Here is a 22,110-nt window from a genome sequence, read left to right on the forward strand (position 1 = left end):
TCGTGGAATGATGCAGTTGAGGAGATGTATGTGTTTGCTTAAGATTCCGGTAAATTCAATGCGTCATGCTTTATTTATAAGGTTAGTATTCATGTATCTCGTCGTGATTCTTCCTATTATATTGCTTGGCGTCTATCTGTATAATTGGAGCTACAAAAATGCAAGTGAAGAAATTTCAAGAAATACGCTTGCGCAAATGTCTTCTTACTTAGAAGATTTGAACCGGGAAGTGGAATGGTTGGAAATTCAACAATTCGATATGCTGCAAGATGCCGAGCTTAATAAAATCGCAGTCATATGGGAGTTGATGGATAACGCGGAAAAGAAGGAACGCATGGATTATTTGTTGCATCGCCTAACTTCCATCAAAAATAGCAGTGCATATATTAATGATATTTATGTACATATTCGCTCTATTGATAAAACGATTTCAGCCGGTAACGGTGTTCATGATTTTGAACGAGAAAGATACAATCATATCCGTACCGTGTCAGAGCAGAGCGGAAGCCGATTAGTCGAGCAAAATGATTCCCTGCACCTCAGTGCTTCCAAATTTGGCGGGAGGAAAGGCGATGAGCCGCTCTTTATTGTTCAAATAGAGCTTAATAGCGAGAAGTTAAAGGAATCACTGGTCCAATTGAGCGTTTATCCGAAGAGCGGTTCTTTTCTAATCGCCGAAATGGCGGGCTTTACGCTTAGCGGTAACATCCAAACGGAAAATATATTGGACAAATATCTGAATGGCATGAATCATTTAAAAGAAAATTCAATGCTAATGAAAGTGGAAGGGCGCAACTATCATATCGACAAAGCGGATTCCGCGCAACTGGGGCTTTCAATCGTGACCTATTTGCCGGAAGCAACGGTCAAACGACCATTGAATCGGTTCAATTATTGGGCATGGCTGTTCGTTGGCACATCGCTCTTAGCGATTATCGTCTATTCGTTCTATACCTATAAGCTTGTGCATCGCCCGCTTCTTCTTCTCGTGCAAAGCTTCAGAAGAATGGAAGGCGGTTCCCTTGATATTCTGATCGAGCATGGGCAAAAGGATGAATTTGGCTATTTATACGATCGTTTCAACCAGATGCTTATTAAGCTGCAGTCGCTGATCGATCAGGATTTCAAACAAAAGCTGATGATGCAGAAAGCGGAGCTGAAGCAGCTGCAATCGCAAATTAAACCTCATTTTCTGTATAATAGCTTCTTCATCCTAAACTCTCTTGCCAAGACGGGTGATACGGAAAGAATGGAGATATTCACCAACATGCTCGGTGAATACTTTCGATTTATTACCCGCAATGGAGAGGAGAACGTATGGCTATCGGAAGAAATCAAGCATGCGAGAATGTATACCGAAATTCAGAAGCTCCGGTTTTCTAGGCGCATTAGCGTCCAATTTGATGATTTGCCTAAGGAAATGGATCGTATTCGAGTCCCAAGACTCGTCGTTCAGCCCATTATCGAGAATGCGTATGAGCATAGTCTGGAGAATATGGCAGAAGAAGGTTTTCTACATGTTTCGTTTGAGCAGCAACCATTGGAGTGGCTGATCATTGTGGAGGACAACGGGAGCAGTTTGGAAGATGCTGCAATTGACTCGTTGATTCTTCGATTGGGCAATACGGACGATGAGCATGAAATGACCGGAATGATGAATATCCATCGGCGCATTATGTTAACGTACGGCGAGGGCAGCGGCTTGTTCTTATCGCGAAGCAAGCTTAACGGCTTGCGCGTCGAAATTCGAATCAAAATCAAGGAGGGAGATCTAGATGCATAGATTGCTGATCGTTGATGACGAGGATATTATTACCGATGGGTTATACGAAGTAATGAGCAATCTAATGCCAGATCAACTGGATGTGTGCAAGGCCTATTCCGCGAAGGAAGCACTGAATTGGATGTCGCGTACGCGAATTGATATCGTGATGACGGATATCGCGATGCCCGGCATGAACGGCTTGGAATTGTCGGAGGAAATTTTAATGTATTGGCCGAGGTGCAAAGTAATTTTCCTAACCGGGCATAGTGAATTTGATTATGCGTACCGTGCTTTCCAAATGCCGAATGTCCGTTACTTGCTGAAAACAGAAGGTTATGCGAAGGTAGTCGAAGCGGTAAGCGATACGTTATCGGATATACATCGCAGCAATCTGGAAAGCAAGCTATTAGAGCAGTCACGTGAGCAAATGTATGCGTACGAGTTCATGGCGCAAGGGGATTACATGAGGCATCTCCTGCAAGAAAGCGATGTGCTTTGCGCGGAATGCGACGAACTTGTCAAGGAATTTCATCATCTGAATATTCCGCTCGATCCAACTCATGACGTCATCTTGGTTCTTGCAAGGTTATCTTACCCCGTTGGTGTATCTTATACGGAAAAAAGCAAGCTTCTTGCGGCAGCTAGAACGCTGCTGGATTCCTTTCTGAATGATCAAACCAGCAGTATCGGCATTGTAGACAAATATGGTGACATTTTATGGATGATTCAGCCGGTACTACACACGGATGAGGACAATGACAGTCGGTTTTTGCGCTATTTGGAGGGGATGCTGGAGCTTGTCCAAGAAGCCTGCCTGGCTTCATTAGGCCTTGAGATCGCACTGACCATTTGCAGCGCAAGCTGCCAATGGGTTTCTGTCACCCAACAATATGAAAGGCTTCGTCGACTGCAGCAATTGAAGATCGGTGATGGAATCTCGATGATATTACGGGATCATAATGGGACGATCGACTTTGCCAGCAAAGAGTCTTATATGCCACATCGAAAAGTTGAAATCATGTCCGCGCATTTAGAAGCAGGTCGAGGGAATGAATTTTATGCCGAATTGGAGCAATTGACGAATGCTGCTCTCCAACAGAACGAGCATGCCCAGCGGTTGATTGAAGTGTATTATTCAGTCGCGCTCATTTTGTTTTCAAGCCTCATGCGATTGGGAATTCAAAATCGTTTGGACGATCATGGCAAGCTGATGCGGCTGGATGATCATGCTTCAATGAAAGAAGGCTTCTCTTATTTGAAGCAAACGGCGGAGGACATTTTCAGGCATAAGCACAGCGATGAACGTGATCGGGCGTCCCAAGTGATCGACCGAATATGCCAGTATATTGGGGAGCATTTGAGAGAGGATTTGTCCTTAGTCCGACTGGCGGAAATCCACTTTTTCAATCCCTCCTATCTATCCCGATTTTTCAAACAAGAACGAGGCATCAATCTATCAGAGTATATTGATAATAGCCGGGCAAGGAAGGCGAAGGAGCTGCTCCAGGACAGCGATTTGAAGGTGAGGGAAGTGGCAGCCGCTGTCGGTTACGAGGCAGCCTATTCGTTTACCCGCTTCTTCAAGAAAGTGACGGGGATGACTCCGCAAGAATTCCGCGATACGCTATCTGCAAACTGAGAAGCGATGCGGTTTATGAAAAGGATCAAGCAGTATTGCCGACCCAATAAAAAGATCACAAGTTCTCCTCTTAACAGGATGACTTGCGGTCTTTTTCTTTGTTTAGGCGAGAAAACCTATTATTTCCTAGGTAATTGAACATGATCGAACGGGTATTGTTTGAAAAAGGTACGCGTTAAAATGACAACATACAGTAGGAACGCCATGGATTAGCAAACCTATTCCAAAATAATAGATGGGGGATATCAATGACCTCTTTGCAAATGGAACCAAGCGGTATAAACGAAATGGTTATCCTTAAGGCTGCGGGACTCAAGCGAGTATTCGGCAGAGGCCAAGCCGCCGTCACCGCATTGACGGATGTGCATTTGGAAATACCGGCCGGATCGATGGTAGCGCTAAAGGGAAGATCCGGCTCAGGCAAAACAACGCTGCTGAACATGCTAAGCGCGCTGGACGAGCCGACAGAGGGACAGGTTTTTTTCCGTGGCTGTGAAATGACTAAGATGTCGGGCAAGGATCGCAGTGCATGGCGTCGTAAGGACATTGGCTTGGTCTTTCAGTCCTTTGGACTGATTCCATTAATGAATGCTTACGAGAATGTGGAATTCGGGCTGCGAATAGCAGGTACGCCGGTCAAAGGCAATAAAGAAGCAGCGGAACATGCATTGGAGCAGGTGGGCATGAAGGAGAGAATGAGGCATCGGCCTGGGGAATTGTCAGGCGGTGAACAGCAGCGCGTTGCGATTGCCCGTGCTATCGCGCATAAGCCGGTGCTGCTTATCGCAGACGAACCGACGGCAGAATTGGATACCAGAATGGGACTGCAAGTTATGCGGGTGTTCCGTGAGCTTGTGCGTCGGTCCGGCATGACTGTCGTTATGACGACGCATGACCCTGGCATTATGGAGCTTGTTGATCATGTCATTGCATTGGAGGATGGGAAAATTGTATCGCGGACGACAATCGAATAATCGATCTATTAGTTTGTTTCGGCAGGCAAAGCGTATTGCAGCGGCACTTGCAGCCGTGCTTGCGCTTACCGGCTGCGGGCTGCTCCCTGCTGAACAGGAAGCGCTTCAGCCGCCGCTTGTGCAGCCGGTTCAGGAAGAGCTGGATATGGTGGAAGCAGGCAGGGGCAGCATTCAGACACAGCTGAAAGGGACTGCCCATTTCGTATCCTCTAGCGCTGAACATGTATCATTCAAGGAATCCGGCGGGCGACTGAGGGCTATCCGTGTGAGTCTGGGTCAAGAAGTAAAGGCCGGCGATCTGCTCGTCGAGCTTGAGATGGGAGACTTGGAGCTCCAGGTTAAACTGCAGCGGCTTAACGTTGAACGATCGCAGCTTCTCTACAAACAAGCTCGCGATTCTAACGCAAGTGAAACGGATTTGCGACTTCGTGAAATTGATATGGAACGAGAGAAAATATCGCTCGTGTCGATGGAGAGCCGCTTACAGAAATCGCAAATCTACGCGGCGATTTCCGGAACAGTGACCTTTGTGGAGAAACTCAACGCAGGTGAAATGGTGAATGCCTATCAAACGATTGTATCCATTGCGGATACTTCGCGCATGCAGCTTACCTATGTAGCTGCAGAAGCAAAGGAGCTTCAAGCCGTTGTGGCAGGCATGCCCGTTAAGTTGAAGTACAAAGGCAGAGCGTATACGGGCAATGTGGTGCAGTCTCCGTCCAACGTGCCTATCGGAGCAGATAACGCGAAGATTGAAAGCAATGCGGTGACGATCTTTATCAACGTGAATGAGGAACCTGACGGGATTCATATTGGCGACAGCGCTGAGCTCACGATCGAGCTGCAGAAGCGGGAGAACGTTATCGTGCTTCCACGCTCAGCTGTTCGCACTTACATGGGGCGGCTTTATGTGCAAATTGCGGATGGCGATCGTCGGAAAGAGGTTGATGTCGAGGTGGGTCTAACAACGCCGACTGAAGCAGAGATTGTCAAAGGCGTTGCGGAAGGCCAGCAGGTCATTCTGAATAACTAACGAACAAATGACTGCCCGGTTTATTCGGGCGCAAGGATGGGATGTACGCATGGCCTTATGGACGATGATCCTTCGCAAGATGGCAAATAACAAATGGCTGCAGCTCAATTTATGGATCGGTCTTACTGTATGCGTAGCCTTGTTTAGCTCGCTTCCCTTATATTCAGAGGCTATTCTGCAGAGGACGCTGTTGAAAGAAGTTCAGTCGGTGCAGCATGAGGAAAATGTTTATCCAGGTTATATTCGAATGAGTACGACCGTATCCGCAGCCCAAATAGATGATAAGACGATAACGGCAATTCAGAGAGCTGATCGGTTTGTGCAAAGTATTCCGGAGCGCATGGGACTTGTTGCTTTATCATTCTACCAACAGCGTTCCACTCAACGAATGAAGGTGTATGGGGCCGACGCATCAGATCAGGAGAAGCAATCGCAGAAAGCAGCAGGCAGCATCAAGTCGCACTCCAGCATAGAAAAGCATGTGAGAATTGTCGATGGCCGTTTGCCTATTGTACGAACGGATGGTGTGATGGAAGCACTTGTCACGGAGAAATTTCTCATCGCGGTAAAACGCGACTTAGGCAAGGAACTGATCGCGGAGTCGCCTGAGAAGGATAAATTCCGAGTTGTACCTGTGGGGATCATGGAAACGGACCCCACTGCAAACCTATATTTGCCATTCCTAACGAACGAAGACAGTGATGGCTTCATTATCCCTTATGAGCAGTTTGAGAGTGAATTCGTTCTTGGCGGCAAGACAAGGCTGTCGAGCTTGGAATGGAAATTTGCGCTGGATTACGAAAAATTGACGGTGGATACGATCGATGAGTTTGTACAGGCAGACAAGGAAATTCGTCGGTATTTCCGCGGGCGTATCGGCGTCGACGAGATTAATATCCCGTCTGCCGCTATAATTGCAGGTTATATGGACAAGCAAGATAAGCTTGATATTATGATGCTTTCGCTCTACGCGCCTGTTATGCTGATGCTTGCTTTTTACTTGTATATGGCTGCTAATCTGATTATTGATCGGCAGAAAACCGAAATATCAGTGCTTAGGAGCCGAGGGGCAAGCCGATTTCAGATTATGATGGCTTACACGCTTGAGGGCTTATTCCTAGGGCTTAGTGCGCTTGCCGTAGGTCCATTCCTTGGGATTGCGTTTACGAAGGTACTTGGGGCATCGAACGGATTTCTTGCATTTGTGGAGCGGTCGGCGCTTGACGTCAGCTTGAGCAGCGACGCGTATAAAGTTGCAGCTGCAGCAGTGGCCGCAGCGATTATACTCATCCTGATTCCCGCTTTTATGGCGACTCGTGTCAGCATAGTGAGTCATAAGCAGCAGGCTGCCCGCTTGAACAAGCCTACATTCTGGCATAAGACCGGACTCGATGTCGTGCTTGTAGCCGTGTCCGTATATCTGCTCTATAACTTCAATAAGCGCCAGGATGATTTGCAGAGGCTGGGTCTGGATTCGGACTCCTTGCAGCTCGATCCGTTGTTGTTCTTCATGCCTTCATTGTTTGCGCTAGGCGGTGGTCTGCTGCTGCTGCGAATTTATCCTTGGGTGATTAGACTGGTATACCACGCTGGCCGAAAGTGGTGGTTGCCAGCTCTCTACAATACGTTAGTGCAGATCAGCAGATCATCCGGGCAGTACCAGACCATTAAGCTGTTCTTGATTATGACGGTCGCAACGGGGCTGTTCAGTGCGAATGCGGCTCGTACGATCAACGATAATATGGAGAGCAAAATTCAGTACGCCGTAGGTGCCGATATTGCGCTTACGACCCGCTGGCAGAGCAGCGCATCTCCGGCAATATACGGATCTTCTGGGCAGCCAGTCCAAGCTGATAATGGGATAAGCCAAACGAAGAGGGTTCAATATACAGAGCCGTCATTTGTACCGTTTCAGGAACTTGAGGGAGTAGAAGCGAGCGCGAAGGTATTCAAGAAAGAGACAGCGAGGTATACCGCGGCCAGCAGCGGCGTGAACGGTACGACTGCGCTATATGGAATCGATACGATGGATTTCGGCAGCACGGCTTGGATGAAGAGCGGCCTGCTTGAATATCCGATCAACAGTTATCTGAATCTGTTGGCAACGAACGCGAAGGCGGTTCTAATTTCCCGTTCATTGGCCGAGAAAGCTAAAGTTAAGCCTGGCGATACGATGCGCATATCCTGGGACGGCTTGGATCAGGCACCGTTCGTCGTATATGGCATTATCGATTATTGGCCAAGCTGGAACCCGCTTGCAGGCGAGGATGGAGAAAAGCAAGAAAAGCCTTATTTGGTCGTCGGTCATCTGGGTACGATTCAGAACAGGCTGGCGATTGAGCCTTATGAGGTATGGATGAAGCTGAAGGAAGGCGTTAGCAGCCAAGTTATCTATGACCAATTGGAAAATGAAAAACTGTCCATTACCAACCTTCGTGACGCAACGCAAGAGCTTATTCAATCCAAAAATGATCCGTTTCGATTAGCGATCAACGGCGTTATGACGCTTGGTTTTGTCATTTCCATGCTGGTGAGCTTTTTCGGATTTCTGCTTTTCTGGATTCTGACCTTATCGGGAAGGACGCTTCAATACGGCGTGCTGCGGGCGATGGGCCTGCCGTTCTCTCAAATGATCGGCATGCTGGCAAGCGAACAGTTGCTCACCTCTGGCGCGGCGGTCTTTCTTGGCGTTATGATTGGCAATTCGATCAGTGCCCTGTTCGTGCCTCTGTTCGAAATGTCGTTCGCGACGTCGGATCAAGTACCTCCATTCGAGATTATTCATCAGCTTAGCGATTATGTGCAGCTTTACGGTATAGTCGGGTTCATGCTGACTGCCGGCCTGCTCATTCTTGGGTATCGTTTATCTCGCATTCGAATTGCACAGGCGCTAAAGTTGGGAGAGGAATAAGGATGATTCAATGCGAAGGGCTCGTTAAAATTTACAAAATGGCAGATCTTGAGGTTTTCGCTCTGCAAGGACTTGATCTCCAAATCGAGGAAGGCGAGCTAATGGCCATTATCGGCAACTCAGGCAGCGGGAAGTCCACCCTTCTTAACATGCTCGGGGGACTGGATAAGCCAACGGCAGGCAAGCTGTCCGTAGGCGGGAAAGATCTGTTGAAGTGTAATGATAAGGATTTAGTCACTTATAAACGGGATACCGTTGGTTTTGTATGGCAGAACAATGCTCGGAATTTGATCCCCTATTTGACTGCATTAGCCAATGTGGAGCTGCCAATGCTGCTGCGAGGCAAACGGAGGCGGGCACGTGCGATGGAGCTGCTTGAAGCAGTTGGGCTAAGGCAGCGGATTAATAATAAACTTAGCGAGCTGTCCGGAGGAGAGCAGCAGCGCGTGGCGATTGCCATTGCGCTTGCGAATGAACCGAAGCTGCTGCTTGCCGACGAGCCGACTGGTTCGCTGGATACGGATACATCGAACCAAGTGCTTGATTTGTTCCGGTCACTGAATCAATCCATAGGCATTACGATTGTAATCGTCACGCATGACCCGCTGCTGGCTCGCAAGGTTGACCGGGTTGTCCAAATCCGTGACGGCAAGACCTCTGCGGAAATGATCCGAAAAATCACATACACGGAAGAACTCGCAATGCTGGATGCAGAGCGTAACCGACATGAGGAAGAGAGCCATATGGAGTACGCTGTTCTCGACAAGGCAGGACGGCTTCAAATACCTGCTGCTTTTCTTGATGTAGAAGGGTTTAAGGGCAGCAATAAAGTACGTGTAGAGTTAGAGGAGGGCCATATCATTCTCTATCCTTCTGAGAAATAGACATTGAGAAAGTGAACAGCAGACGTTTGATCCGATGAGAGGCCTATGCTTATATGCATAGGCCTCATTTTCAGCTGTTTATGACATGCAATCATGCCGTAATACCATTTATTTTTCGATATTCGTTAGCGCTTACGCCGGTATAGGCTTTAAACTTTTTATAAAACCAGTCCATTTCCGTATAGCCCACATCGTTTGCGACTTCATAAACCTTCATATCCGTGTTTTCTAGCAGCATCTTGGCTTTCTCCATCCGCTGTTGAAGCAAGTATTCATTAAAGGTTTTATTTTCATGGTATTTGAATTTTTGTCCCAAGTAAGAGCAGTTAAAATGTAGCATAGTTGAGATATGTTTCAAGGTAATGTTCTGATTCAGCGATACATCCACATACTCCTTTACTTTCTCAATAATATGGTTTGTAGCTGGAGAACCGATTTCTTGCGAGTGATATGTAAGCGCTTTATTTTTATTGTTGAAACAATCAAGTTTGCATTTGACGGCAGTCAGACTTGTCGTAAGCTCGATTGATGAAATTGGATTCGGAAGGTAGTCGTTTACTTGGTAGAAGAGTGCTTTTCGGGCAAGCTGAAAGTCGTTGTTCCCGCCAATAAGAATAATCGGTACGCGGCTTTGCTTGCGAATGGAGTCGCATAGCAGCAAAGCATCGTTATATGCGCCGTTCATGCCAATCAATATGAGAGAATAAGGGTTTTTATCGAGTAACACGATAGCATCCGCATGGCTGCCTGAATAAACATTTAGTTCAAAACCGATTCGATCCCACTCTAGCATAACTTGCAGCATCTCCGTCGACCTTGAGTCAGGTTCGACCAGCAGTACTTTATACACGATGGTTAACCTCCTATTGCATTCGCAGTACTTTGAACATAGCCACTGAAAGAGACTATGTATTCATTATGTAAAAAGGATGAAAACGAAACAACGTGCTTTTCTTTGCATTGCCCGCATGTTTTTACTTATTGTCATCAACACGCATAGGGAAGAAGCGCCAACCTAGAATTTGAAGGGTAGAACAACTGAAAATGAGCAGGTTGTTGCTTCTCCTATGAAAGCGCTACACTTTCGTTGTGGTTCATAACTAAAGGGGGAATGAATATGAAGATTCGCAAAACGATGATGCTGCTTTGCGCGCTTGTCTTGGTACTATCGGCATGCAGCGGCGGTTCAGGGAACAACACAAACAAGCCAACAAACCAAACTTCGAACAACGGCGCGGCCAATGCATCGGCACCGCCTGTGCTTGAAGAAGAGGTAGATGAGAGCCGTACGCCTGAGATGGATTTCGACATGGGTGGCAGAACAATCAAGGTAGTATCCTGGTGGAATATGGAAATTACAGAGGATAATCCTGATAATATTCAAAAAAAGAAAAATTTAGATGAATTAATGAAAAAACATAACTTTAAAATGGAGTACGTTGCCATTGATTTTGGTGAGTACCAGCAAAAGGTAACCGCTTCCTTGCTAGCAGGAGAACCAATCGGTGATATCGTGCGTTTAGGCAAAAACTACACGATTCCGACGTTGGTCAAGCAAGACTTGCTATGGCCGATTGACGAATATACGAAGAATGCGAAAGTATTTAACCAGAAAGCGACGAATGAGTTTATGCAATATGAAGGAAGAGGGTATGGCTTTACCGAAGGCCAAGGCAACCTCGTTCAAGGCATTTTCTACAATCGCACGCTGCTGAATCAACTTGGCATGAAATCGCTTCAGGATTATGTGGAAGAAGACAACTGGAACTGGGATACGTTTGTTCAGGTAGCGAAAGAAGCGAACAAAGACACCAATAACGATGGCAAGCTGGATACATGGGGACTTGCAAATTCTCAGGTGGTAGAGCACGCGATGTACTCGAACAATGCCCATCTGACCAAAGGTGACAAGCAAAATCTCGATGACCCGGCAACTCAGGAAACGTTGAATTTCTTATCCAAATTGGCTACCGAACAAGTGTATAGGCCGACAGAAGGCGGCGATTGGCAGGAGCCTGGACAGTTTTTCCGCCAAGGCAACACTTTATTGTATGCCGGTGCGATCTATGAGCTTGCTGGGTTCCAAACGGATATGCCCGATGCAGACATCGGCTTCGTCCCGTTCCCTAAAGGACCAAGCACCACCGAATACCATTCCGGCGAGGGTGCGTTCCAGGCGCTTACGATTCCCAAAGCAGTCAAAAATCCGGAGCAGCTGCTGTATATTTGGGAAAAAATCAACGATATTGACTCCGAATACGATTACCCAGACCAAGCCTCCTTTGAATCCTTGTTCAAAAACGAGGAAGATATCAACAACGCTAAAACGGTTGGGTCAGGAATGATCGTATTCGACCACGGTACGTTTGGGGACAACCTGAAATTTTGGGATTTTGTAGGTGAAATTAACAGCGGGACTTCTGTATCTACAGTCGTTGAGAAATATAAATCAGTGTTCCAAGCAGCAATTGATGCCGTGTACTTAAAGTAACAAGCATCACTTAATGAGCAACGGTCCCTATTGGGTAACGATCTCTACAAGGGGGACCGTTGTTGAATTTAATCTCTTGCAGCAGGAGGGAGAACGGTTGAACTTCAGAAAGAAGAACTACGCCATTGCCATTCTGATTATTGGAGTACTAGTAACGTCGATTTGGTCTTTTTACCCATCCGCTTCGTCAGATATGAGGAATGCCTCAGCTCTGGCTGATTTCAACGTCGTAACATCTTCGGTTGGAGAAGGCGACTACAGCAGCTACTTGAAGAGCCATTCGACAGAGGAGAGGCCTGATGCGACTATTCGAATCGAAGGCGAGGACTTCTCAGGAACAACCGGAGATGGGTTTGAAATCTCGGACCGCCTGCAAGGGCTGGACGGGAAAGCTGTTAGGACGCCAGAGTCGGGTTCGATTAGTTGGGACGTGCCGATAAAGCAATCAGGTTTGTACAATGTGAGGATTCACTATCTGCCGATCGAAGGCAAAAGCTCTGCAATCGAAAGACAATTTTCCATTAATCAACAAATACCTTTCAAAGGTGCAGAAATTATTATATTTAATCGTGTATGGGGAAATCGGTTTGAAGAGGTCGAAAGAGACGATCGTGACAATGACCTTCGTCCAAGGCAAGTAGAGAAACCAACATGGCAAATAACTGCGATCACGGATCGTAACGGTTATTATGACGAGCCTTATTCCTTTTATTTTGAGAGCGGGCAGCAATCGATTTCCTTGACGGCCTTAAGGGAACCGATGGCGATTGATTATATTGAGCTGTACCAGAATTCTGAATTATTGAAATATGAGGACTTGAAACAGCGATACGAGGGAGCGGGAATCAAGCCTGTCGATAATCAATATATTGAAATTCAGGCTGAGGATGCTATCTATAAATCGTCGCCTACCCTTTATCCGCTAACTGATCGTTCCAGCCCTACGGTCATTCCTTACCATGTATCAAAGATTAGAATCAATACGATTGGCGGGATGAATTGGAAGCTCCCCGGTCAATGGATGGAGTGGGAGTTCGAGGTATTGGAGGACGGTTTGTATCAAATCGCATTGAAGCAAAAGCAGGATCAGCTGCGCGGAGTGTATGCCACTCGTAGTTTAATGATCGATGGAGAGGTTCCTTTCCAAGAAATGAAACGATTAAGATTCGACTATCATTTGGATTGGCAGATGAATGTGCTGGGCGGCGCTGAGCCTTTTCTGTTTCATTTGACCAAGGGTACGCATCGCATTCGTATGATGGTATCGCTAGGGGATATCGCTCCTTTAATCCAAACAATCGAATCCAGCGTGCTGCAATTGAACGAATTGTATAGAAAAATACTGATGATAACCTCGAATACGCCTGATTCGTTCCGGGATTACCAATTGGAAAAACGGATTCCCGAAATGATCGGGACATTCAAGAAACAGGCAGAAATCATTAAAAGCGTAGCCGACTATTTGGAACAATCAACGGGTGAGAGAAGCGATAAAGTAGCTGTGCTTCACACGATGGTCAGTCAGTTGGAAGAAATGGTTAACAACCCTGAGACCGTGCCTAATCGATTGAAAGCTTACAAGGTGAATGTCGGCGGTCTCGGAACTTGGATTCTTACGGTACGCGAGCAACCGCTTAGCCTGGATTCATTGATCATTTCCTCTCCCGGCTCCAAGCTGCCGAAAGCGGAAGCGACTCTTCTACAGGATGTTAACCACGAGCTGGGTGCCTATTTGGCTTCCTATACCGAGGATTATGACAGTATTGGCGATACCGAAGGGGAGCAAGAGCGTAAAATTACGGTTTGGATCACAACCGGACGGGATCAAGCGCAGGTGTTGAAAAGTTTGGTTGACGATTCCTTTACACTTGAATCGAATATCTCCGTTGATCTAAGGCTCGTGCCGGGTAACATTTTATTGCCTGCTACGCTTGCAGGCGAAGGGCCTGACGTTGCCATGCAAATTGGCGAAGACGTACCGGTGAACTATGCAATGAGGGATGCTGCAGCCGATTTAACGAAATTCGGTGATTTCAATGACATTGCCTCCCGGTTTCATGATAGCGGACTCGTACCCTATAAGTACGATAAGGGAGTTTTTGCCCTTCCTGAGCAGCAGTCATTCCCCATGCTGTTTTACCGCAAAGATATTCTAGAGGAGCTGGGCTTGACGCCGCCAAAAACGTGGCAGGATATCTATAACATGATCTCTGTTCTTCAGAAGCATAACATGGAATTTTATTTGCCAATTGAAGCAACAAATGCAAGCTTGGTTCCGAATGCGACTTACGCCATGCTGTTGTATCAGAATAAAGGCGAGTTTTATAAAGATAGCGACACAAAGAGTGCGCTGGATTCTGAAATTTCCATGGATGTTTTCAAGAAATGGACGCAATTTTATACGAACTATAAATTTCCGCTGCTGGCGGACTTCCCTAACCGTTTCCGAACTGGTGAAATGCCGATCGGAATCGTGGATTATACGACGTACAACATGCTGACGGTTATGGCGCCGGAAATCAAAGGCTTGTGGGACTTTACGGTAGTCCCTGGCACGGAAAAAGAAGACGGCACTATTAATCATGAAGTAGCCAGCCACACAACCGCGGTTATGATGCTTGAGAATGCGGACGATAAAGACGCTGCTTGGGCATTCATGAAATGGTGGACCAGCAAGGAAACGCAAATCGCATATGGCCGCGAGATGGAAGGCCTGATGGGTGAAGCTGCTCGTTATCCGACAGCTAATGTTGAAGCGCTGAAAGAATTACCGTGGCCCGTTAAGGATTACAAAAACTTGGAGAGCCAATGGGAGTGGGTTAGAGGCATTCCTCAGGTGCCCGGCGGTTACTTTACAGGCCGGCATTTGGATAATGCTTTCCGCAAAGTCGTCAATGCCAATGAAAATGCTAGAGAAGCATTAAACGATTACGTGTTGTATATTAACGACGAAATTGAGATTAAACGAAAAGAATTCAATTTACCGCAATAGTTTGGGGGTGGAATCCATTGCAAGCCGAACCAACAAGTCAAGTCGCACCTAATATTATCCATCCGAAAAAAATATCCAAATTCGCTAATTTGATGACGGATATAAAAAAGAACAAGCATTATTACATTCTCATGAGTCCGTATATGCTCATCTTTTTTACTTTTACGGTCATTCCGGTCTTATTTTCGTTAGGACTAAGCTTCTTTTATTTCAACATGCTTGAATTTCCAAGATTTGTCGGATGGCAGAACTACTCAAGACTATTCCTGAATGACGATGTTTTCATGATCGCGCTGAAGAATACATTCATGTTTGCGGTTGTCACGGGACCGATCAGCTACATCGCCTGCTTTATCTTTGCATGGATTATTAACGAGCTGTCGCCGAAGGTTAGGGCAGTCATGACGTTGATCTTCTATGCGCCTTCGATTTCAGGAAACGTGTTCTTTATTTGGCTGATTGTTTTCTCCGGAGACCGATATGGCTATTTGAACGGGTTTTTAATTAAATTCGGGTTTTTATTGGAACCGATTCAATGGCTGACTAATGAAAAGTACATTCTTACTATCGTGATCGTTGTCCAGCTCTGGCTTAGCCTAGGCACAAGTTTCTTGGCCTTTATTGCAGGTCTTCAGACGATTGACCAGACGCTTATCGAAGCTGGAGCTGTGGATGGCATCAAAAACCGTTGGCAAGAGTTATGGTTTATCACGCTGCCTTCGATGAGGCCCCAGCTTATGTTCGGTGCCGTCATGCAAATTACGGGCTCGTTAGCAGTGGCGGATATAGCGATCGCGCTTGCAGGCTTCCCGAGTGTCAACTATTCAGCCCATACGATTGTTACGCATCTCATGGATTATGGAACGATTCGATTCGAAATGGGCTACGCCTCGGCAATTGCGACCGTACTCTTCGGTATTATGATCGGGACCAACATGGTGACGCAAAAATTGTTAAGAAAGGTAGGTGAGTAACGTTGGTCGTCAAATTGATGTCCGCTTTCCGAACGACTAGGAAGCTGAACCGTTCTTTTACAGTCAGCTTTCTGCTGTTCGCGTTTCTTGCCTTGTTCGGAGCTTTTATGGCGCTTCCGCTTCTTTATGCGGTGAACAATGCCTTTAAGCCGTTAGATGAATTATTCATTTTCCCGCCTCGATTTTTCGTCAACAATCCGACATTTGACAATTTTTATGATCTGGTCGCATTAATGGGCAATTCATGGGTACCGTTATCGCGTTATATTGCTAATACATTGCTGATCACGATTATTGGAACCGCGGGCCATATCTTGTTGGCTTCTGCGGCGGCATATCCGCTTGCGAAATATCATTTTCCCGGCTCGAAGGCATTATTTGCAATCGTCGTTCTTGCGTTAATGTTCTCGGGCCATGTTACCGCGATTCCGAACTATATGGTGATGTCATGGTTGGGCTGGATCAATACGCACGCGTCGATTATTGTGCCATCACTTGCTTTTCCGTTAGGGTTGTTCCTGATGAAACAATTCATGGAGCAAATTCCGACAGCGCTATTGGAAGCGGCCAAAATTGACGGAGCGAACGAGTACCGGATTTACTGGTCCATTGTCATGCCAAACGTAAAGCCGGCATGGTTAACGCTTATGATTCTGCAGTTCCCTGCGTTATGGGGAACTGACGGCGGCAGCTTCATATACAGCGAAAACTTGAAAACGCTGCATTATGCGTTAGGACAAATAACGGCGGGCGGCATAGCCCGTGCGGGCGTAGGGGCTGCTGTTGCACTGATCTTGATGATTGTTCCGATTACGCTCTTCGTCATCTCGCAGAGCAGCGTCATTCAGACGATGGCGACATCTGGGATGAAAGAGTAGAAGGGAGACATGCAAGATGTTCAAGGGCAAACCAAAAGCGAGAGTATGCATTCTTGCAGCACTTTGTTGTTTTATTGTCTTAAGCGCTGGGGGAACTCTTATCCACGCTGCTGATGGCGCAGCTTCCTATAATTATTCGTACTGGTCAAGGAGCGTCGCATCGCCAGCGGCTTACGAAGCAACAACTCTATTGGATGGAGCGAACCTTGGTGTCGGGGCATTCAATAATCCAAGCGATCTTCATGTCACGCCGGATAACGAAATTTATGTGCTGGATTCCGGCAATAATCGGATTGTTGTACTGGATCAGCAGTTTAACAAGACGGCAGTGATCGACTCCTTCGACCATGAAGGGAAAGCGTATTCGTTCCTTAATCCTCAAGGCATATATGTGACGGAACAGAAGCATTTGATTATTGCCGATACGGGAAATAAACGCGTTGTCCATCTCGATCAAAACCATAGTCTAGTGAAAATCGTAGAGAAGCCGGTGTCCGACCTGCTGCAAGCTAATTATGTGTTCCAGCCGGTCCGGGTTGTTATGGATAAGGCGCAGCGTATTTATGTAATGGCGCTTGGCATATTTGACGGCTTTATGGAGTTCAACACAGACGGGGCTTTCACATCATTTATTGGAGCCAATAAAGTACAGGTGGATCCAGTGGAGCTATTCTGGAAGAGGTTCTCAACGAAAGCGCAGCGCAGCCAGATGATCATGTTCACGCCGACGGAATTTACGAACATGGATATGAATGACGAAGGCTTCATTTTTGCAACGAACGGAGATTTATGGGGCGACAGCATCAAGAAGCTGAATGCCCAAGGCAACGATATTCTTAGAAGAACAGGCTACTTCAATCCGAAAGGCGATGTTCGGTATACAAGCGATATCGGGCCCTCTAGGCTCGTGGATATCGATGTTACGGATAGTGAAATCTATTCCGTGCTTGACTCCAAGAGAGGCCGCATATTCACTTATAACGGTGATGGACATTTCATGTATGTATTTGGCGGCATGGGAAACCAGCTTGGTGAATTCAACACGCCTACCGCTATTGAAAGGGTAGGGGATGATTTCCTCGTTCTGGACAAGGCGTTTGGGGAAATAACGGTGTTCCGTACAACGGAATACGGGCGAACATTAAATGAAGCGGTCAGGAGCTATTTTAGAGGCGAAGAAGAGAAGGCATACAAGCTTTACGACCAGACGGTTAATCGGAATGCCAATCTGGATTTCGCTTATTCCGGTATTGGCAAAGCATTGTTCAGGCAAGGCGAGTATAAGGAATCCATGCAGTACTTCAAACAGAGCTTTGAGCAAAATCATTATTCCAAAGCATTTCTGCTGTATCGCAAGCAAGTGCTTAGAGAACATTTCGGATTGATTATGACGATCATTATTGTGATCGTTGCCAGCTCTCTGCTGATTAGAGGTTATCGGAAAATGAAGGGACGAAAGAAGGTCGTTACGTTTGAATAGAGAGATTTTAAAATACCCGTTTTATCTCATCGTTCATCCCTTTAACGGCTATTGGGATCTTAAATACGAGCATAGCAAGAAGCTGAACCTGATACTTTCCTTTGTGATTATGGCTTTGCTCATTATGACTAATGTGTTGAGCAGTCAATACAGCGGTTTTCTGGTCAATATTTATAACCCCGAGTACTTTAACAGTCTTTTGGAGATTACTTATGTGGTTGTACCGATCATATTTTGGTGCATCGCGAATTGGTCGCTAACGACACTGATGGACGGGGAAGGCAGGTTCGTTGAAATTTTTACGTCTACCTGTTTTGCACTCATCCCGTTGATCATCATTAACTTTCCGTGGATATGGTTAAGCAACGTCATTTCCATTCAAGAGACTGCTTTTTATTACTTTTGCAACAGCGCAGCCGTTATCTGGTCCATGTATTTGTTGTTTATTGGCAATATGACCGTGCATCAGTTTTCGCCAACCAAAACAATCGCAACGATTTTACTGACTATAGTAGCCATTGCCTTCATGGCTTTTCTCTGTTTATTGTTTTTTAGTCTCCTGCAGCAAATGATTTCGTTCATCACCGTTGTTTATCAAGAAATCGCCATGAGGAACTAAGGAAGGAGTGCCCTAGATGCATACGACCAAAAAAGCCTTATTGCTTTCATTCCTAATACTCGGGCTTCTAATTGCGGGTTGTTCCGGTTCCGACAAAGCGAATCCAGCGGATGGGAGCGAAGAGCTTGCGACTGCATTCACAAATGACAGTACGCTAAAAGCATCATTTACGGATAATCGGGTAGCAGGCATGAAGGGGATTGCACAGAACGGTCAATTGCGATTGTTTATCGACGATGTGACGGGCGCGATAGCTGTGCTCAATCAGACAAACGGTGTTATTTATCGCAGCAACCCGCTTGAAAGCGACTCTGATTCGCTTGCGACTGGAGTAAATAAAGCTTTGCTAACATCACAGCTGAAGATCGATTACTATAATAGTTTTGGCCAGATGAATTCGATTAATTCCTACTCGGACAGCGCAGCCTATGATCAAATCAAATTAGAAAGTATCCCGAATGGGGCTCGGGTAACTTACCAGTTCGGAAAAGCAGAACGAACCGCATTAGATCTTCCTCTGATGCTTAGCGTTAATCGATTCAAGGAATTATCGGGCAAGCTGGATAAAACGGGGCAACGCGCCTTGCGAATCGCCTATACAGAAAATGCAGAGAAGGCGGCTTATGCCAGAAACGACAAAGCGCTGGTTGGCCTTCAACTTGAACGTGCGTTCAAGGCTTTCGACGATCTCGGGTACTCGGATGAAGATTTGAAACGCGATATGGCTGAAATGAGCTTTACGCAGGAGGCGACTGCTGCGAGAATATTTCTGGCATCTATCGAATATACACTTGACCATGACAGCCTAGTGGTTAAAGTTCCGAATGACGGCATCAAGGCTCCAACTGCCTATCCGGTCGGCAATATATCGTTGCTAAGTCTCTTCGGCGCGGCGGGAATGGAGGAGAAAGGATCAATCTTCGTTCCTGACGGTTCGGGCGCATTAATCGACTTCAACAATGGCAAAACCAAATATCCGGCTTATCAACAATCGGTGTATGGGGCGGATCTAACGATGGAGGCTGTTGAAGACGCAGCAACGGAGCAGAAGGTTCGACTTCCGGTTTTCGGCATGATTCGCGCGGGCAGCGCTATGCTGGGCATCATCGAAGAAGGTGCGTCAGCCGCCACCATTAATGCGGATATTAGCGGCAAATTAAACAGCTATAACTATGTTTATCCATCCTTCACAGTTAGGAATAAAGGGGATGTTACGCTGCAAGCGAACGGTCAGGAGCGTACGCTGCCGAAGTTTCAAGAAAATCCGATGAAGAGCGACTATACGGTTCGGTATGCCTTTCTAAGCGGAGAAGACGCTTCCTATCAAGGAATGGCCCACTATTACCGGGAATTTCTGGTGCAGAAAGGCGGGCTGCCCGAGCGCAAGAAGGAAAACGGAAAGCAGGGACTTCCGTTCTATGTTGAACTGATTGGCAGCATCTCCAAACAGAAGCACTTTGCGGGTATTCCATACCAGGCACTTGAACCGCTTACGACGTTTGAACAGACACAGCAAATCATAAGCCAGTTGCAGCAGCGAGACATTACGAACATTAAGATGAAGTATTCGGGCTGGTTTAACGAGGGTCTCAATCACAAGGTGCCGGATCGCATAAAGGTTGACCAGGCTGTTGGCGGCCGCAAAGGCTTGCGCAGCCTGGTGTCATTTGCAAAGGAACAAGGTTTTGAATTGTTTCCGGATATTTCTATTCTGACCGCCCAAACAGGAAAAGGATTGGACGAGAAAAAGGAAGCTGCCCGCACGTTAAGAGGAGTGCCAGCCTCGTTATTTCCGCTTGATCTCGCGCTTAACCGCCGAGACAGAAGCAAATCTCCGTCCTACGTCATATCCCCTAGGAAAGTAGGCTCGTATGTGGATGCGATGCTTAAGGATTTCGAAGGGTATGATACGGGCGGCATATCGCTGCGGGATATGGCCGATCAACTGAATAGCGATTTCCTGAAAAACAATCAAGTGGACCGGACAGAGTCGGAGCAGATATCCATTCAAGCATTAAGCGACATTCGCAAGGAGGACATGAAAATACTGGCGGAAGGCGGCAATGCCTATGCTTTGCCTTACTTGTCTGACATTACAAATGCGCCGATGTCGAATAGCTCATTCAAGCTCGAAGATGAAGAAATTCCGTTCTATCAGATGGTCATTCGCGGCCATATCGATTATACGGGAACACCATACAATTTAACTTCTTATACAAGTGTCCGGCAGTATATTCTGAAATGCCTGGAATATGGATCAGGTATTTATTTCGAATGGATCCATGAGCCGAATTACAAGGTGAAGGATACGGAATTTAATAACCTGTATGCTGTCAATTACGAGCTATGGATTGATCAGGCAGCAGAAATCTACAAGGAAGTGAATGAGGTCCTGAAGAATGTGGAAAACGAGCAAATCATCGCACACGAGAAGCTTGGTGATGGCCTATTCAAAACCGTCTATGAGAGCGGCATATTCGTTATCGTAAACTATACAGACAAACAAGCGACAGTTGAAGGAATAACATTAAATGCCGAAAGTTATGTGACGGGCGGTGAGCCATTGTGAGAGCAGTAATGAAGCTAAAACAAAGAACATATGCGCAGCAGAAGGCATTATGGGGATTTCTCTATGTGTTGCCCTGGCTGCTAGGATTCCTGTTCTTCTTTCTCATTCCATTATTTTATTCCTTGCAATACAGCTTTAGCTCGATTAAGGCCGATTCTAAAGGTATGACGATCGAATTTATCGGTTTCGCCAATTTTATCGAAGCTTTGACGGTTAACACGAACTTTAATCGTACTTTAGTTGAATCTATCGTTAATATGGTGGTCAACGTTCCGTTAATCGTTATATTCAGTTTATTTCTGGCCGTTCTGCTGAATCAGAAGTTTGTCGGCAGAGCAATTGCCAGATCAATCTTCTTTCTTCCTGTCATACTCGCTTCTGGTGTTATTGCGTCACTAGAAGCGACGAGCTTAGTGCAAGCCATCAACGAACAAAATGCCAGCGGAGGCTTTTTCTCTGCTGGTACTATTGGAATGGCAAACATGATGATAAGGTCCGGCCTGAACGAAGATATTGTCATGTATCTGATGGATGCGGTTGAGCGGATTTACCAGATTGTAAGTCAATCAGGCGTTCAGATCTTGATTTTCCTTGCGGGCATACAAACTATTTCTCCGCAGCTCTACGAGGCGTCTAAGATTGAAGGCGCTACCGGTTATGAAGCGTTCTGGAAAATTACGTTCCCGATGGTCAGCCCGCTTATTCTCGTTAACGTGATTTATACGATTATCGACTCCTTCTCCAGAAACAATATGACGGATTTGATTAAGGAAACGGGTTTTACGACGTTTAACTTTGGGCTTAGCTCGGCTATGGCATGGATTTATTTCTTGGCGATCATGGTTATTTTATTTATCAGCACCTATTTCGTATCCAAACGGGTCTTCTACCAGGATTAGAA

15 protein-coding genes are annotated in these 22,110 nt (G+C 46.3%); 14 read left to right on the forward strand and 1 reads right to left on the reverse strand.

Features of this window, described 5'->3' with window-relative positions:
• Positions 1-28 precede the first annotated feature (28 nt).
• The 6 genes from FHS16_RS02305 to FHS16_RS02330 all read left to right on the forward strand — a co-directional run bounded on the left by FHS16_RS02305 (position 29) and on the right by FHS16_RS02330 (position 9,206).
• The gene (locus tag FHS16_RS02305; RefSeq protein ID WP_183558266.1) at positions 29-1,783 is read left to right on the forward strand and encodes a sensor histidine kinase; all 1,755 of its coding nucleotides are present in this window, start codon (positions 29-31) and stop codon (positions 1,781-1,783) included.
• Positions 1,776-3,404: a response regulator gene (locus FHS16_RS02310; protein WP_183558269.1), complete on the forward strand. Its 1,629-nt coding sequence runs from the start codon at positions 1,776-1,778 to the stop codon at positions 3,402-3,404. The genes FHS16_RS02305 and FHS16_RS02310 overlap by 8 nt, the downstream gene beginning before the upstream one ends.
• 248 nt (positions 3,405-3,652) lie before the next feature.
• Complete coding sequence (locus FHS16_RS02315; protein ID WP_246431540.1) at positions 3,653-4,378, forward strand: ABC transporter ATP-binding protein; 726 nt, start codon at positions 3,653-3,655, stop codon at positions 4,376-4,378.
• On the forward strand, positions 4,353-5,411 hold the full coding sequence (locus tag FHS16_RS02320; protein ID WP_246431541.1) for an efflux RND transporter periplasmic adaptor subunit: 1,059 nt from the start codon (positions 4,353-4,355) through the stop codon (positions 5,409-5,411). Before FHS16_RS02315 ends, FHS16_RS02320 begins: the two co-directional genes overlap by 26 nt.
• 49 nt (positions 5,412-5,460) lie before the next feature.
• Complete coding sequence (locus tag FHS16_RS02325; RefSeq protein ID WP_183558274.1) at positions 5,461-8,322, forward strand: ABC transporter permease; 2,862 nt, start codon at positions 5,461-5,463, stop codon at positions 8,320-8,322.
• Positions 8,323-8,324: 2 nt separating this feature from the next.
• Positions 8,325-9,206 (forward strand): ABC transporter ATP-binding protein, encoded by an 882-nt coding sequence (locus tag FHS16_RS02330; RefSeq protein ID WP_183558276.1) that lies wholly within the window; start codon positions 8,325-8,327, stop codon positions 9,204-9,206.
• Between the two features lie 91 nt (positions 9,207-9,297).
• On the opposite strand, the gene FHS16_RS02335 is transcribed toward FHS16_RS02330, so the two are convergent.
• On the reverse strand, positions 9,298-10,056 hold the full coding sequence (locus tag FHS16_RS02335) for a helix-turn-helix domain-containing protein (protein ID WP_183558278.1): 759 nt from the start codon (positions 10,054-10,056) through the stop codon (positions 9,298-9,300).
• 267 nt (positions 10,057-10,323) lie between these two features.
• On the opposite strand from FHS16_RS02335, the gene FHS16_RS02340 reads away from it, so the two are divergent.
• The 8 genes from FHS16_RS02340 (at position 10,324) to FHS16_RS02375 (ending at position 22,108) form a co-directional block, all read left to right on the forward strand.
• The gene (locus tag FHS16_RS02340; protein ID WP_183558279.1) at positions 10,324-11,697 is read left to right on the forward strand and encodes an ABC transporter substrate-binding protein; all 1,374 of its coding nucleotides are present in this window, start codon (positions 10,324-10,326) and stop codon (positions 11,695-11,697) included.
• Positions 11,698-11,794: 97 nt separating this feature from the next.
• The gene (locus tag FHS16_RS02345) at positions 11,795-14,689 is read left to right on the forward strand and encodes an extracellular solute-binding protein (RefSeq protein WP_246431542.1); all 2,895 of its coding nucleotides are present in this window, start codon (positions 11,795-11,797) and stop codon (positions 14,687-14,689) included.
• Between the two features lie 92 nt (positions 14,690-14,781).
• Complete coding sequence (locus tag FHS16_RS02350; RefSeq protein WP_183558542.1) at positions 14,782-15,663, forward strand: carbohydrate ABC transporter permease; 882 nt, start codon at positions 14,782-14,784, stop codon at positions 15,661-15,663.
• 17 nt (positions 15,664-15,680) lie between these two features.
• Positions 15,681-16,541, forward strand: a complete 861-nt coding sequence (locus tag FHS16_RS02355) for a carbohydrate ABC transporter permease (protein WP_183558545.1) — start codon at positions 15,681-15,683, stop codon at positions 16,539-16,541.
• 16 nt (positions 16,542-16,557) lie between these two features.
• Positions 16,558-18,021, forward strand: coding sequence for a hypothetical protein (locus FHS16_RS02360; protein ID WP_183558284.1), 1,464 nt, complete (start codon positions 16,558-16,560; stop codon positions 18,019-18,021).
• The gene (locus FHS16_RS02365; protein WP_183558286.1) at positions 18,014-18,640 is read left to right on the forward strand and encodes a Yip1 family protein; all 627 of its coding nucleotides are present in this window, start codon (positions 18,014-18,016) and stop codon (positions 18,638-18,640) included. The genes FHS16_RS02360 and FHS16_RS02365 overlap by 8 nt, the downstream gene beginning before the upstream one ends.
• A 16-nt stretch (positions 18,641-18,656) precedes the next feature.
• Positions 18,657-21,209: a DUF5696 domain-containing protein gene (locus FHS16_RS02370; protein WP_183558289.1), complete on the forward strand. Its 2,553-nt coding sequence runs from the start codon at positions 18,657-18,659 to the stop codon at positions 21,207-21,209.
• Between the two features lie 8 nt (positions 21,210-21,217).
• Positions 21,218-22,108 carry a carbohydrate ABC transporter permease gene (locus FHS16_RS02375; RefSeq protein ID WP_221226243.1) on the forward strand — a complete coding sequence of 297 codons (891 nt, stop codon included), beginning with the start codon at positions 21,218-21,220 and terminating at the stop codon, positions 22,106-22,108.
• The last annotated feature ends 2 nt before the right edge of the window (positions 22,109-22,110 follow it).

The sequence above is a fragment of the Paenibacillus endophyticus genome, assembly GCF_014192395.1.
Taxonomy (GTDB): Bacteria; Bacillota; Bacilli; order Paenibacillales; family Paenibacillaceae; genus Pristimantibacillus; species Pristimantibacillus endophyticus.